The 15,527-nt window shown below is 60.8% G+C and carries 10 protein-coding genes; 8 read left to right on the forward strand and 2 right to left on the reverse strand.

The features are described 5' to 3' along the window. Positions 1–83: 83 nt before the first annotated feature. A complete protein-coding gene (gene pdeM / locus JIN84_RS17575; protein ID WP_200352376.1) occupies positions 84–734 on the reverse strand; it encodes a ligase-associated DNA damage response endonuclease PdeM in 651 nt (216 codons plus the stop codon). Beyond that, positions 734–3,259, reverse strand: a complete 2,526-nt coding sequence (locus JIN84_RS17580) for a ligase-associated DNA damage response DEXH box helicase (protein WP_200352377.1) — start codon at positions 3,257–3,259, stop codon at positions 734–736. The genes pdeM and JIN84_RS17580 overlap by 1 nt, the downstream gene beginning before the upstream one ends. A 72-nt stretch (positions 3,260–3,331) precedes the next feature. On the opposite strand from JIN84_RS17580, the gene JIN84_RS17585 reads away from it, so the two are divergent. The 8 genes from JIN84_RS17585 (at position 3,332) to JIN84_RS17620 (ending at position 15,261) form a co-directional block, all read left to right on the forward strand. Next, positions 3,332–3,895, forward strand: coding sequence for a hypothetical protein (locus tag JIN84_RS17585; protein WP_200352378.1), 564 nt, complete (start codon positions 3,332–3,334; stop codon positions 3,893–3,895). Between the two features lie 105 nt (positions 3,896–4,000). Next, positions 4,001–7,348: a transglutaminase family protein gene (locus tag JIN84_RS17590; protein ID WP_200352379.1), complete on the forward strand. Its 3,348-nt coding sequence runs from the start codon at positions 4,001–4,003 to the stop codon at positions 7,346–7,348. A gap of 38 nt (positions 7,349–7,386) precedes the next feature. Beyond that, on the forward strand, positions 7,387–9,858 hold the full coding sequence (locus JIN84_RS17595) for a circularly permuted type 2 ATP-grasp protein (RefSeq protein ID WP_200352380.1): 2,472 nt from the start codon (positions 7,387–7,389) through the stop codon (positions 9,856–9,858). A gap of 1 nt (position 9,859) precedes the next feature. Continuing rightward, on the forward strand, positions 9,860–10,744 hold the full coding sequence (locus JIN84_RS17600) for a transglutaminase family protein (protein WP_200352381.1): 885 nt from the start codon (positions 9,860–9,862) through the stop codon (positions 10,742–10,744). Positions 10,745–10,786: 42 nt separating this feature from the next. Further along, positions 10,787–11,164 carry a PH domain-containing protein gene (locus JIN84_RS17605; protein WP_200352382.1) on the forward strand — a complete coding sequence of 126 codons (378 nt, stop codon included), beginning with the start codon at positions 10,787–10,789 and terminating at the stop codon, positions 11,162–11,164. A 92-nt stretch (positions 11,165–11,256) separates the two neighbouring features. After that, a complete protein-coding gene (locus JIN84_RS17610; protein ID WP_200352383.1) occupies positions 11,257–12,588 on the forward strand; it encodes a dipeptidase in 1,332 nt (443 codons plus the stop codon). 40 nt (positions 12,589–12,628) lie between these two features. Continuing rightward, a complete protein-coding gene (locus JIN84_RS17615) occupies positions 12,629–14,311 on the forward strand; it encodes a glutamine--tRNA ligase/YqeY domain fusion protein (protein ID WP_200352384.1) in 1,683 nt (560 codons plus the stop codon). Between the two features lie 125 nt (positions 14,312–14,436). Then, positions 14,437–15,261, forward strand: a complete 825-nt coding sequence (locus tag JIN84_RS17620; RefSeq protein ID WP_200352385.1) for a hypothetical protein — start codon at positions 14,437–14,439, stop codon at positions 15,259–15,261. The last annotated feature ends 266 nt before the right edge of the window (positions 15,262–15,527 follow it).

Here is a 15,527-nt window from a genome sequence, read left to right on the forward strand (position 1 = left end):
CGGGAAAAGGACTCCGCTACGGGCTGGAACCCGGATCTTTCATTTCCCAACGCTGGCGCGATGATGAAAAAGATAACGGCATCTCAACAGATCTCCACCGGAAGTTCCACCACCTTGCCCCGCAATGGAACGAACACCCGGTCCTCGATTCCCGGTTTCACGGGCGCGCCTCCCGTAAAACTGCCGAAAGCGGGCAGGACAAGGGTCTGGTCCTTCAAAATGAAGCAGGGGAGCCGGAGCGACGCGCGGATTCCGTCACGCACATTCACAACGGGATGCAGATGGCCGGAAAGGTGGAAAATGTCTCCCGCCGCGTGGGCCGGATCGTGAACGACGCGGACACCCGGACCGACATCCAGGTGGGAAACGCGGGTCAGACCTGCGGGGAGGGCCGCGAGCTTCGCATCATGGTTGCCCGCCACCAGCGTCAGGGGAATGCCCAGCTCTTCGATAAATCCGCCGAGAGCCACCTCGAGTTCCGGGGTGATGCCGGATGGGGAGTGAAACAAATCTCCGGCGATGACAAGATGACCTGCTCCGCACCTTTTTCCGAGTTCCAGCAACCGTTGCAGATCCCTGGCCGTGTCTCCTTCGGGAACGGGCAACCCGCGCGCGCGGAACGCCGCCGATTTTCCGAGATGGACATCCGCGACCACGAGTGTGGAGGTGTCGGTCAGGAAGACCACACCTTCGGCAAGCAACGAGAGGGAGGGTAATTTCGGAAAAGGATGCATCAACTGACGGAGGCGGCTTGATTGAGGGTGCGCAACATGGATTCGAGACGGGTGGCCGCGTCGCCCGGAGAAAGTGTGGCGGACAGGCGGTCGGCCCACAAGGGAAAGGCCATGGGCGTCAGGTTCTCCACCTCCACCAGATGCATCGGGGACGCCTCCAGCCGGTGGATCGCATTGCCCAGGCGCGTGAGTTCCAACTGGCGTTCGAGGATTTCCCGGCGGGCCTGCTCCAACAGGAGATTGCCCGCGTCGTAGCGGGTCAGGACTTCGTAAAGCAGCGAGGAACTGACCTGGAGCTCCCTCATGGAGCGATCCTTCTGGCCCGGCGGTGTTTGCAGGATGAGACCGGAGACCCGCGCGATTTCACGGAACTGCCGGCGGGCGAGTTCCGCGGTGTTCATGCACGAGATGAGATCGTCCAGCAGGTTCTCACCGGACAGATGGTCGCGGAGGATCCGCTCGTCCAGCACGAGTCCGCGTTTCGCACTGAGTGAGAAGCCGTAGTCGTTCTGGGTGGTCACGATCGCTTCGCCCGTCTCCCGGGAGATCCGGTAGGCCACCAGCGCGGCAAGTCCCTCATGCACCAGGCGACCGGCGAACGGATAGAAAAACAGATGTTCTTCCTGACGCGAGCGGATGTGTTCGACCAGCAGCGCGTCATCCCCGGGAAGACGCGACCACCTGGCCTGGATGTCGAGAATCGGCGCGACCGCGTCCATTTCACGGGCGGGCGGACCGATTCCCTGCAGGCGTTTCGCGATCGCATGCGCGAGTTCGTTCGACAGCGGCATCTTGTTCCCGCCCCAGATGGCGATCTGCCCCTTGTTGTCACGGGGCGCGTTCCTGACCGTCGCGGTCCGTTGGTGGAAACGCACCAGCACCAGACTTTTCCCGGCGAACACCAGGGAACCGCCGATCCGGATCCGCGAGATGAATGATTCCTCAACCGTCCCCAACACCCGGCCACCGGCATACTTGATGGTCACAGCGGGATCGCTGGATATCGTTCCGATGCTGAGGCGGTGCTGGGTGATCAGGCGCTTGTCGTCCACCGTGTATCTTCCCTCCACCACATGCGCCTTCCGGTAGCGCGGATAAACGGCGAGCGCGCTGCCGCCGTTGGAGATGAATCCCAACGCCCATTGCCACTCCTCATCGGCGAGGTCCGCGAAGGCGTGGGTGGAGCGGATCTCCCGGAGCATCTCATCCGGTTCGAACGGTGTGCCGATCGCGCAGGTCACAAGGTGCTGCACCAGCAGGTCCAGCGGCAGCCTCAACGGCCTGCGGCTCTCCACATCGCGGGCCAGTGCCGCATCCCGGGCGGCGGCGAATTCCACAAGCTCCAGTGCATGGGTGGGTACCCCCACGATTCGTGAGACATTTCCAGGCTGGTGGCCCGAGCGACCGGCGCGTTGGAGCAATCTGGCGACACCCTTGGGGGATCCCACCTGGATCACCTGGTCGACAGGGGAGAAGTCCACCCCGAGATCAAGCGATGAAGTGGCGACGACACATTTCAACGAACCGTCCCGCAGCCCGTTTTCCGCCAAGTCTCGTTCCCCACGATCCAAGGAGCCGTGATGCATGGCGATCTTGCCCTTCCACCGTGGCCGGATCGAGAGCAGTTCTTGGAACCAGATCTCCGTTTGGGAACGGGTGTTGGTGAAAAGCAGGGTGACATTGGCCTTCTCGATCTCATCCGCCACCTGCTTCGCCAATCGTGTGCCGATGTGTCCGGCCCAAGGAAACCGGTCGATTTCCTTGGGGATGAGTGTTTCGATCACCAGTGGCTTTTTCATGTCCGCGGTGATTTCCGCCGATCCGTCGAACGCATCTCCCAGCAACGCCATCCGGGCTTCCGTCAGGTTTCCCAGCGTCGCGGAAAGTCCCCAAATCCGCGCTTCGGGGAACCACGCACGCAGCCTTGCCAGGCAGAGTTCCGTCTGCACGCCGCGCTTCGTTCCCAGCAACTCGTGCCACTCGTCCACGATCACACAGCGCAGCCCGCCGAGTTTGTCGGGAAAGTCAGCATGGGTCAGCATCAGCGAGAGTGACTCCGGAGTGGTGACCAGCGTGTGTGGAAGTTTTTTCCGAAGACGCGCCCGCAGGGCGGATGGCGTGTCACCCGTGCGGGCTTCCGCTTCCAGACCGGGAGCGAAAACCTCCAGCGGCTCACGCAGCGCACGCAAGGTATCGGCCGCCAATGCCCGGAGCGGCGTGATCCACAGGATTTTGCATCCCTCGCCGTGAGCGAAGCTGTCGGCCAGCGGCCCCAGATAAACCGCCAGGGTTTTGCCCAATCCTGTCGGCGCATGCAGCAGTCCGGACTGGCCGGACAAATATGCTTCCCACGTGTGCCTCTGGAAATCGAATGGCTGCCAACCCTTGGTTTTGAAAAAGGTGTGGGGATCGGCGGCGGGCATCGGGGAAATGTCATCCGGTTCGGTCGGGATTTCAAATGGGAAGACCTTTTCCGCACCCTGCAAATTGCCCGTGGAAATGTCGGTGTTTATTGCAATCGGCACGCTGTCCCATTACGCAAGTGATTCATTTCCGGCGATCTGCACTTGGAACATGGTGTGCGATGATGAAAGGTGATGAACGAAAAACACCACGACAGTTTGAAACAATACCTCAACGACATGATCGGCTTGGAGCGCGATATCGCGAACGCCGTTAAAATTCAGACGGAGGACGAGCGGTTGCTCGCCTTCGGAGAGTTGAAAGCCGTTCTCGATCAGATCGTCCATAACGGCGAAGCACGTCTCGAGGTTCTCAAGAGAATTTCGGAAGAGGAGGGCGGGGCGCTCGGAGCCGCCGTCAAGGAGGGGATCACCGCCATCACCGGAACCCTGGCGGGAATATACGGGAAAATGCGCGAGCATCCTGTGTCGCGGATGGTCAGGGACGACATCGTCGCTCTGGAAGTCGCGTCGGTGAGTTACGGCATGCTGCTGACGCTCGGCCTGTCCATCGGGCACCGGGAATGTGTGGTGATCGCGGAACAGGGGATCGAACAACTACCGGGGCTGATAGTAGAACTTACCGATCTGCTCCCAACGATCGTCGGGGCCGAACTTTCCGGAGACGCACCTCTGGTGAATCCGGCTGCCGTACAAATCGCCCAAGCGAGCATCCGTGCGGCTTGGAAAAACAGCTAGGCTTGACTGTGGTCGGCGGGGGATGGTCAAAAGCAGCGGCTTATGACAATACCTGAGACTTAGCTGGCAAGTCGGCACCGAAGTTGCTGAGCATAGGTCGCACCCATGTCCATTCACGTCGCACTGCATCACCGCACCAGTTATCAATATGATCGTCCTGTCGGGCATGGCGCTCACGTTGTGAGGCTCCGGCCGGCGCCGCATTGCCGTTCGAATGTTCTGGCTTACAGCCTGAATGTGGGGCCGATGGAGCATTTCATCAACTGGCAGCAGGACCCGCAGGCGAACTATCTGGCGCGTTTGATGTTTCCCGAGCCCACCGCCCGCCTGGACATCACCGTCGATCTGGTGGTGGAGATGTCGGTTCAGAATCCGTTCGATTTCTTTTTGGAGCCGGAGGCTGAAAACTTTCCCTTCGCCTATGATGGCGAGCTCAAGCGCGAGCTTTCTCCCTTCCTGGTCACTGAGGAACCGGGACCGCTTCTGACGGAATTGGTTTCATTGTTCAAATACAAGAAGGGACGCACCGTCGATTTTCTTGTAGAGGTGAATTCCTATCTGCAGGGAGCTCTCGACTACAAGATCCGGATGGAGCCGGGGGTGCAGTCGCCGGAAGAGACTCTGGAACTGGCGTCGGGTTCGTGCCGGGATTCCGCCTGGCTGCTGGTGGTGCTGCTGCGCCATCTCGGACTGGCGTCCCGGTTTGTCTCGGGTTATCTCATCCAACTGAAGCCCGATGTGAAGTCATTGGACGGCCCCGTCGGGTCCGAGGTGGATTTCACCGACCTCCATGCTTGGACGGAAGTCTATCTGCCGGGCGCGGGGTGGATCGGATTCGATCCGACCTCCGGCCTGCTGGCCGGGGAAGGGCACCTGCCGCTGGCTTGCTCGCCCGAGCCATCCAGCGCCGCGCCGGTGACAGGCGGGGTGGAGCCGTGCGAGTCGACGATGGAGCATGAGATGACCGTCACGCGGATCTACGAGTCCCCCCGGACGACACTGCCATACCGCGAGGAGCAGTGGGCGGAAATCTTGAAAACCGGGCGCAAGATCGATGACGACCTGAACGCCATGGACGTGCGCCTGACGATGGGCGGCGAACCGACGTTCATTTCCATCGATGACTTCGACGGTGCGGAATGGAACACCGCCGCGATGGGACCCACGAAGCGGAAACTCTCCGGCCAGCTCATCAAGCGCCTGCGGGCGAAATTCGCTCCCGGCGGCCTGCTTTTCTACGGCCAGGGGAAGTGGTATCCCGGCGAGGTGCTGCCGCGTTGGTCGCTGGCATGTTACTGGCGAAAGGACGGCCAGCCGATTTGGGAGGACGACAAGCTCATCGCGGACGATACGGAAAAATATGAATTCGGCGTGACGCATGCCGAGCATTTCGCGAATGCTTTGACCGTTGCTCTCGGGGCGGATCCGCAGTGGTTGATCCCGGCTTATGAGGACGCTCTCTATTACATGTGGAGGGAAAAACGCCTGCCGGCGAATGTGGATCCGCTGAAGTCCAATCTGAAGGACAAGAACGAGCGGGACCGGCTGACACGCCTGTTCCAGCAAGGCATTGATGAGATCGTCGGCTACGCGCTGCCGCTGGAACGAAGGAACACGCCGCAAGGATCGCGCTGGACGAGCGGTCCCTGGTTCATGCGCGATGAGCGGATGTATTTGCTGCCCGGTGACTCCCCGATGGGCTACCGACTTCCATTGGATTCGCTGCCATGGGTGAAAGAATCCGAGTATCCCTGGCACATCCCGAAGGATCCGACGCGGGACCTGCCGAAGTTCGTCCAGGCATCCGGCAGCGTGCTTTCCCTCCAACGTCGCGGGCAGGAAAAAACCATCGCCGCGCTGACGGCGAAGCTGGATCGCGAGGGAGAGAATTCCGCTGAGGAAAAGCCATGGGAACGCGAACCCGAGCCGCAGGAGTCCGCATCATGGATCACACGCAGCGCGCTCTGTGTGGAGCCCCGGAATGGAACGCTCCACATTTTCCTTCCCCCGGTGGCCGATACCGATGACTTCCTGGATCTCGTCGCGACGATCGAGCAGACGGCGGCGTCCTTGAAAATACCGGTGGTGCTGGAGGGCACGCCGCCCGGTTTCGATTCCCGCCTGAGCGTGGTCAAGGTGACGCCGGACCCCGGCGTGATCGAGGTCAACCTGCACCCCGCCGCATCGTGGGACGATCTGGTGAACAACACCGCGACGCTGTATGAAGAGGCGCACCTCTGCCGCCTCGCCACGGAGAAGTTCATGGTGGATGGCCGCCATTGCGGAACGGGTGGGGGCAATCATATCATCATCGGAGGCGAGACTCCGTCGGACAGTCCGCTGCTGCGCAGGCCGGATCTGCTGCGGAGCATGGTCACCTTCTGGAATCATCATCCGTCGATGAGCTACCTGTTTTCCGGCCTCTTCGTCGGTCCCACGTCGCAGGCCCCACGGGTGGATGAGGCGCGGAATGATTCCATCCACGAACTGGAGATCGCATTCAAGACACTCGAAGGGGAGGGAACCCCGTTGCCGTGGCAGGTGGACCGTGCGTTCCGGAACCTGCTGATCGACCCGACCGGAAACACCCACCGCGCCGAGTTCTGTATCGACAAGCTTTATAGTCCGGACAGCTCCACCGGGCGTCTCGGACTGCTGGAAATGCGGAATTTCGAAATGCCTCCCCATTACCAGATGAGTCTCGCCCAGCACCTGGTCCTGCGCGCGCTGGTTTCGAGGTTCTGGCGCGAGCCGTACACGAAGCCGCTGGTCCGCTGGGACAGCGAGATCCATGACCGCTGGATGCTGCCGCATTTCATCTGGCAGGATTTCCGCGATGTGCTGACCGATCTGCGCGGGCAGGGCTACTGGATCGACGACGACTGGTTCGCACCGCATCTCGAATTCCGTTTCCCACGCATCGGCGAGTTCACCCAAAAAGGTGTGGAGGTGGAAATGCGCCACGCCATCGAGCCGTGGCACGTTCTCGGTGAGGAAGGCGGTGCCGGTGCCGCGGTCCGTTATGTGGACAGCTCGGTGGAACGCATGCAGGTGCTTGTCCGGGGCCTGACGGGCGAACGGCACTCTCTCACCTGCAATGGCATCCGAGTACCCCTCAAACCCACCGGCACGCATGGTGAATTCGTCGCCGGGGTGCGCTACCGGGCCTGGCAGCCGCCGAACTGCCTGCATCCGACCATCCCGGTGCACACGCCGCTGGTTTTTGATCTGCTGGATTCCTGGAACGACCGCTCGATGGGTGGCTGCACCTATTATGCGGCGCACCCCGGCGGGCGCAATCATGAGAGTTTCCCGGTGAATTCCTACGAGGCGGAAGCCCGGCGTCTCGCGCGTTTTTTCCCACATGGCCACACCGGTGGGAAGATGGAGGCACGGGAGGCTCCCGCCAGCCCGGACTTCCCCTTCACGCTGGACTTGCGGATGATTCCATAGAGTCTCTGTCTTCCGTTTCCGGACGACTCCCGTGATTCATGGCTGACAGCTCCCGCTCACCGAACCAAGCCGCGCCGCCCCAGCCTCCTGCTATGGCGACGGCATCCGCTTGGGATGAAATGACGGATCCGCGGGGACAGGTGAGGCCCCATTGGCAGGGACTCAGTGGAAAAATCCAACGCTGGAGCAGCGAGGAGCGCGCTTCCATTTCCGCCTCCGCGAGCCGGATGATCGAGGATCTGGGTACGACGTTCAATGTCTATACGGATGCGGGTGGCGCGGGACAACCCTACGAACTGGATCCCATCCCGTTGATCGTGTCACCGGGGGAGTGGGGGCAGGTCTCCGTCGGCCTGTCACAGCGGATGCGGCTGATCGATGCGGTCCTGGCCGACATCTATGGTCCTCAACAACTGCTTCGCGACGGCCTGATCCCGCCGGACCTGGTGAATTCCAGCCCGGCGTTTCTCCAATACGCGCGCGGCGCGCAACCGGTCGGCGGGAGGTTCGTCGTCACCACGGGCTGCGATCTCATCCGCATGCCCGGCGGCCAGTGGACGGTTCTCCGGGACCACACCAGCGCGCCGGGAGGTCTCGGGCAGGTGTTGGAAAACCGGAATGTCACATCCAGCCTGTTGTCAGACTTGTTCGAGTCGCTCCGCATCGCACGGCTTGGCTCGTTTTTTGATACGGAGCGCACGACGCTGCAATCCCTGCTCAACGTCCGGGGGGAAATGCCGAACGTGGTTTTCCTCACACCCGGATTCCGTCACCCGTCTTATTTCGAACATGCCTACAAGGCGCGGTTGTTGGGGTTTCCTCTCGTGGAGCCGGCGGACCTCACCGTACGGGAGCGCCGGCTGTTCTTGAAAACGCTCTCGGGTCTGCGCCGCATCGATGGGGTGGCCTGCCGCATCGAAGATCACCGCCTGGACCCGTTGGAACATTGGGGACTCGGTGGCGGTGGCGTGCCAGGAATCATCGAGGCGTGGCGCACCGGAAATGTGGCGCTGGCGAACGCTCCGGGTGCGGGTTTCGCCTCGACGCCCGCGCTCATGCCGTTCCTCCCGGGCATCTGCCGCAAGTGGTTCGGCGAGGAAATGAAGCTGCCTTTTGTGGAAACATGGTGGCTCAGCCAGCCGCTCGTCCGCAGGCGGGTGCTTGAGAATCTCCATCGCTACGTGCTGCTGTCCGCCTATGGCCGGGATTCGCAACTGCCGATGCGCTGCTCGGGAATGTCTCCCGCCGCGCGGAAGCAATGGGTGGCGGCGATCGAGGAGCGGCCGTATGATTTCGTCGCGCAACTGGACGTGACGCCCAGCGAGGCGCCTTCGCTTGAAACCCGTTCGGTCCGCCAGCGGCCGATCGTCTGGCGTGCCTTCGCCGTGAATGCGGCGGGCAGGCCTTCCGTCATGCCCGGTGGTCTTGCCCGTGTGGGGAAAACCGGCCAGGCTCCACAGCTTTGGCCCGGACACGCGGGTTTCACCAAGGATGTATGGATTTCCGACGAAGCCGGGGATTTCAAGGCAAAGACGGAGGTGGGGAGCCCGCGTCCCGTGAAGGACCGCCACCCCTCCGCGCTGGAGGTGCCGAGCCGTATCGCCGAGCAGTTGTTCTGGGTCGGCCGTTACGCCGAAAGGATCGAACTGGCGACCCGGTTGCTGCGCGTGACACTGCGGAATCTCAGCGGTGAGCTGGGGCCCCGCCAGCAGGAGCAGCTTGGCGCGAGCCTTACGTTGCTCCGGGACAGCAATCTCGCCCCCAAGGAGTTGGCCGTTCATCCCACGCAGACATTGAAAACCCTCACCGGGCTGGTTCATGATCAGACGGCGCGCAATGGCATTCCGAACCTCACCCGTTCGCTTCTGTTGAACGCCGCCGCCGCCCGTGACCGTTTGTCCGACGATACCTGGCGGTTTTTCAACCGCTTGGAAGGTGTCGTCCACATGCCCGCGGCGACACCCGGTGCGTCGGACCTGCTCCGGACGCTGGACACACTGGTGCTTCACCTCGCCGCCTTCGCCGGGATGCAGGCGGAAAACATGACGCGCGGCCAGGGCTGGCGTTTTCTCGAAATCGGTCGCCGGGTGGAGCGTGCGCTCAGCGGCCTGACCTTGCTCCGCTCCGCGGCAGGGCGGGGGGATGGAGAGTCGCCGTTGCTGGATCCGTTGTTGGAGACCTGCGACAGCGTGATGACCTACCGCCGGCGCCATTTCTCAAGACCCAAGCTGGATTCCGTGGTGGACCTGATTTTCTTCGATCCCACGAACCCGCGTTCGGTCGCCTACCAGATCGGGATCATCAGCCATGAGATCACGCGGTTTTCCGGCGACCCGGATTTCGGCCTGCTGCCACAGATCCGCGAGCAGTTGGAAATCCTCGACCGCCGTTGCGGCGATCCCACACCGCCGGGTGAGGAGGAGTTCAAGGAGATTTCAAAATCGTTGGAGGTCTTCGCGGACATGCTGACCCAGCACTTTTTCAGCCACTCGGTGAGGAGCGTTTATTGATATGAAATACCGGCTCATCCATCGCACGAAATACTCCTACGAGGGCGCGGTCACCGTCTCGCACCATCTTGCGAGGCTGGCGCCGCGCACCCTGCCGGGGCAGCGTTGTCCGTGGCATGAACTGGAGATCAAGCCGGTCCCGGTCGGGCGTGGCGTGCATCTGGATTCGTTCGGAAACACCACCACCTATTTCGAGGTCGAGGGAAAACACGAGCAACTGGAAGTGATCGCCCGCAGCATGGTGGAGGTTTTTCCCACCAAACACCCGGAAGCCGGCACGACGCCTCCGTGGGAACGCATCCGCGACGCCTGCCAGTTGGAAAAGCTCACCCCGGGATCGGAGTCGGGGGCGTTCCGCTTCTCCTCGCCGATGGTGCCGCTCGGGAAGGAATTCGCGGACTTCGCCATCACGGAATTTCCACCGGGCCGTCCCATCCTTGAAGGCGTGCTGGCCCTGACGAACCGTATCTTCCGTGATTTCAAATTCGACCCGAAGGCGACGGATGTGACCACGCCTGTCTCGGAGGTGTTGAAAAAACGCGCGGGGGTCTGCCAGGACTTCGCCCATCTCATGCTCGCCTGCCTGCGGTCGATCGGTCTGCCCGCGCGCTACGTCAGCGGCTACCTGGAAACCGCTCCGCCGCCGGGCAAGCCCCGCCTCACCGGGGCGGACGCCTCGCACGCGTGGGTGTCCGTCTTTTGTGGCGAATCCGCAGGCTGGATCGACACGGATCCGACGAACAACATCCTGCCCGGGGAGCGCCATATCACCGTCGCCTGGGGTCGCGATTTTTCGGATGTCAGCCCGTTGCGCGGAGTGACTCTCGGTGCCGGTGGCCAGCGGCTCGCCGTCGCCGTGGACGTGATCCCGGTGGATGAGCTGTGATGGGAATGAAGCGGCTCGGAATTTTGTATTTTTTCAACCGATATGGGAATCATCAACGCACTTTTCGGGATCGCCTCGCAAATCCATCCGGCGGAACTTGAAGCGGAATTCTCGCCGATTCTCATTGATGGCGAGCAGATCAACGGAGCCTTCAAGGTGGTCAGGGATGTGGTTGTCTTCACCCAATACCGGCTGATCCTCACGGACAAACAGGGAATGACCGGAAAAAAGGTGGAATACCATTCGATCCCCTACAAATCGATCACCCAGTTCTCGGTGGAGACGGCGGGCCATTTTGATCTCGATTCGGAATTGAGGATCTGGGTTTCGGGCTATCCGTCGGTCATCAAAAAAGAGTTCAAAAAAGGCACGGACATCATCGGGATTCAAAAATTGCTCGCGTCCCATCTCCTGCGCTAGCGGATGTACCGGGCGTCGTGTTCCGGGAGCGGGATGGAAATTTAAAGGTTTCGCCTTGCGAGGTGGACCCGGAAGCCGCCAGCATTTCCAGCGTGACTCCCGAACTTGAAAATCTCTTTTCGTTCCTGCGATTTCCCAGCATTTCCACGGACTCGAACCATGCCGCCGACGTCAGGGCCTGTGCGGAATGGTTGGTCGCGAAACTGACAGGCATGGGCCTCGCCACCCAGCTTCACGAAACTCCGAAGCATCCCGTGGTAGTCGCGAGAAACGAGCATGTCGCGGGACGTAGGACGGTGCTCATTTACGGACATTATGACGTGCAACCGGTTGATCCTCTGGATCTGTGGACGACGGCGCCGTTTGAGCCGGTCATCCGCGACGGAAGGATCTGGGCACGTGGCTCGACAGACAACAAGGGGCAGATGATGGCCCATGTTCTGGGGGTCGAGAAAACCCTCCGTGAAAACCAAGGGTTGCCGGTGAATCTGATTTTCCTTTTCGAAGGGGAGGAAGAGATCGGTAGTCCGAACCTCGCGTCTTTCCTATTGCACCACTGCGATGAGCTGAAGTGCGATGTCATCGCTATTTCCGATACCGGAATGGTGGCACCCGGTGTGCCCACGCTCGGCTACGGGCTGCGCGGCATCGCCTGCTGCGAGGTCATTCTGCGCGGCCCCAAGGGAGATCTCCACTCCGGCCTCTTCGGTGGTGCCGTGGCGAATCCGGCCACCGCCATGGCACGGTTGATCTCCAGCCTGCACGCGCTTGACGGCCGTGTCGCGATCAAGGGATTTTACGATCGGGTGAGACCGCTGGAAGCTTGGGAGCACGAGATGTGGAAGAATCTTCCGGGTGTCAGCGATGGGGATTTCCTTTCGGTGACCGGTTCTCCCGGCCTCTTCGGCGAGCCGGGCTACACCTCCGCCGAACGCACCTGGGCACGCCCCACCGCGGAGGTGAACGGCATCGGTGGTGGATATCAGGGAGAAGGTTCGAAGACCGTCCTGCCTGCGGAAGCTTTCGCGAAACTTTCATTCCGCCTCGTGCCCGACCAAAGTCCGAAGGAGATCATGGAACAGGTCCAGAGCCACCTGGAATGGCATTGCCCTCCGGGGGTGGAGGTGGAGGTCCGCGTCGGCCACGATGGCAAACCCTACGCGACCGATCCGAATTCGAAGTACGGCCTCGCCGCGCAGGCCGCGCTGAAGGCGTCCTTCAACGCCGAGCCTGTCCTGATCCGGGAAGGCGGCAGCATTCCGATCGTGCAGACCTTCCGCGACATCCTTGGTTCGGATACGCTGCTGTTGGGACTGGCGCTCTCCGACGCCCAGATCCATGCGCCGAACGAAAACTTCCCGGTCGAAAACTTCGAGGCGGGAATCCGTCTGAACCAGGCTCTGCTGAAAGAACTGGCCCTTTGATATCAGGACTTAGAAGTTCTATCCGACTTATTGATTTCCCATGTCTGATCCATCTCCCAAGCTCGACTTCATCCGCGAGATCATCGCGGATGACCTTGCCACCGGCAAACACGCCACGACCATCACCCGCTTTCCGCCGGAGCCGAACGGCTACCTCCACATCGGCCATGCGAAGTCGATCTGCCTGAACTTCGGCATCGGCCAGGAGAACGCCGCCACCGGAGCGAAATGCCACCTGCGCTTCGACGACACGAACCCGGAGAAGGAGGAAACCGAGTATGTGGAGAGCATCAAGGCGGACGTGAAATGGCTCGGCTTCGACTGGGGGGGCGACCTCTATTTCGCCAGCAACTACTTCGATTTTTTCCACGATTGTGCCGTCCACCTCATCAAGGAAGGCAAGGCCTACGTCGAACAACAATCGGCGGAGGAAATGCGTGCCAGCCGGGGAAATGTGAACACACCCGGAACTCCATCGCCAGGTCGTTCGCGAGGCGTGGAGGAAAACCTCGATCTGTTCGCCCGCATGAAGGCCGGGGAATTCAAGGAGGGCGAGGCGGTGTTGCGTGCGAAGATCGATCTGACATCGTCCAACATGAACATGCGCGATCCGGTGCTCTACCGCATCATGCACGCGCACCATCACAACACCGGCGACTCATGGTGCATCTACCCGATGTATGATTTCGCGCATCCGCTGGAAGACGCGTTGGAAAACATCACGCACTCGCTCTGCACGTTGGAGTTTGAAAACCATCGCCCGCTTTACGACTGGTTCATCGAGAACTGCCCCGTCCCGAGCAAGCCGCGCCAGATCGAGTTCGCCCGCCTGAACCTCACCTACACCGTGATGAGCAAGCGCAAGCTGCTCCAACTCGTGCAGGAAGACCACGTCAGCGGTTGGAACGATCCACGCCTGCCCACCATCTCCGGCCTGCGCCGCCGTGGTTATCCGCCGGAGGCCGTTGTACATTTCTGCAAACGCGTCGGCATCACCAAATTCAACGGCACCACCGATGTCGCCCTTTTGGAATTCGACATCCGGGATTTCCTCAACCACTCCGCGCCACGCCGCATGGCGGTGCTGGACCCGGTGAAGGTGGTGCTGGAAAACTGGTCCGCCGAGCCGCTCGCCACCGTGGAGGTGCCGAACCATCCGCAGAATCCGGAGATGGGAAATCGCGACATTTCCATTTCCAAAGAAATCTGGATCGAGCGCGAGGACTTCATGGAAGTTCCCGAGAAGAAATTCTTCCGCCTCGGCCCGGACCGCTACGTCCGTCTCAAGGGCGGACACATCATCCGCTGCACGGGATTTGAAAAAGACGCCGCCGGTGAAATCTCGCTCATCCGTGCGGAGATCCTCCCCGGCACCGTCGGCGCGGATTCCCCTGAAGGTGTCGTCTGCAAGGCCGCGATCCATTGGGTGGATGTCGCCACGGGCACCGATGCAGAGGTCCGCATCTACGACCGCCTCTTCACCGAGGAGAATCCCGACGATGCGGAAGGCGGCTTCCTCAGCGTCATCAACCCGGACTCTCTGAAAACGGTGACAGCGAAAATCGAGCCCGCGCTCGCCACGGTGGAGCCCGGCTTCAGCTGCCAGTTCGACCGCATCGGCTACTTCGTCGCCGATTCCGTCGACCACCAACCCGGCATCACTCCTGTCTTCAACCGCACCGTCGCGCTGAAAGACTCCTGGGTGAAAAAGGGCGGGAGATAAGAACCCGTAAGAAGGGAGGGACCACGGCCCACCCGATTCGGTCTTGGCGCAGGTCTATCAAGAACAGACTTTGTGTTGCAAAGTTTGTTCTTGCGTCGTTTCAATCGGCATCACAGATTTTCCATATGTTGAAACGCAGCCCCCTCGTCGTCTTGGTGTTTCTGTCTATCGGCGGCATCGTCTGGTGGTTCGGCAAATCTCAAGTGACGGAAAAGGCGACACCCACCGCAACGTCGTCATCAAAAGCGACGGCGGCTCCGGCACCATTGATTGATGCCACGAGGGAAGAATCGACCGGGATAGCTCCAAGTCCGCGTCACGCGACGGGCGAGATCGAAAGGCACCAACAGAGTCGCGCGGGTTTGGTTGAACTGGAAAAAGCGGTGGATCAGCAGCAGGAAAAAGTCGAAGAGCGCCGCAAGCTTCTCGCTGCGCTCAGCCGGACGAAAGGCATCATCTACAAAGGGACGGACTCGAAGTTTGATCCGCCAGATGAAAATTCGGAAAACCAAAAAGCGGATGATGGCGTCCAAACCCTCAGTCAGATTGCCACACTGTTGAAGTATCCGGACGAGCAGCTTTTGCCCTACGCCGCAGGCTTGGATATTTCCGACAACCGCATCAAGGATCTTTATCCCCAGCTACCCGCCACAAGACGAGATCTCGAGCAACTCCGTGCCGCGGGCAGCGGAGCGGACGCATCATCAATCGCAGCACTGGATTCCCGGTTCGATGCGATCCAATCCCAGCTTCATGCGGAGCTGGTCGGTGTCAGAAAAAAATTGGTAGAGATTCACCAGACCACCCAGGCGGAGGCGGTTCAAAGAGGGAAAGACGCCCAGGATTATATCGAAGCCAAGAGGGAGTTTGAGACCGACCAAGCATTGCTCGATGCAATGAATGCAAAACTCGCCGCTGAGAAAGAGCGTGTGAAGAACAGCGAGCGCTGAGATGAAGAAATCTCCGCACGGAGGGTCATGCTCTCACCGCTGCTGGCGATACTTGTGACGGGGAGCGGAGGCACCCACAGCCGTGTTGATCGGGAAGCGCAATACTCCTGACCGATTGCAAAAATCCACCATGGATTTTTTGCGAAAAGTCGATGGCAAAAGCACCCAGGTAGGAATCTTTTCCCGACTCGCGGCTTGACGAGCCAGGTTTCCATTTTCCTCCATTTCAGAGTTCCCAAACGCGGTCTGTCATCTAGGTTCCTCCC

Source organism: Luteolibacter yonseiensis, from assembly GCF_016595465.1.
GTDB lineage: Bacteria > Verrucomicrobiota > Verrucomicrobiia > Verrucomicrobiales > Akkermansiaceae > Luteolibacter > Luteolibacter yonseiensis.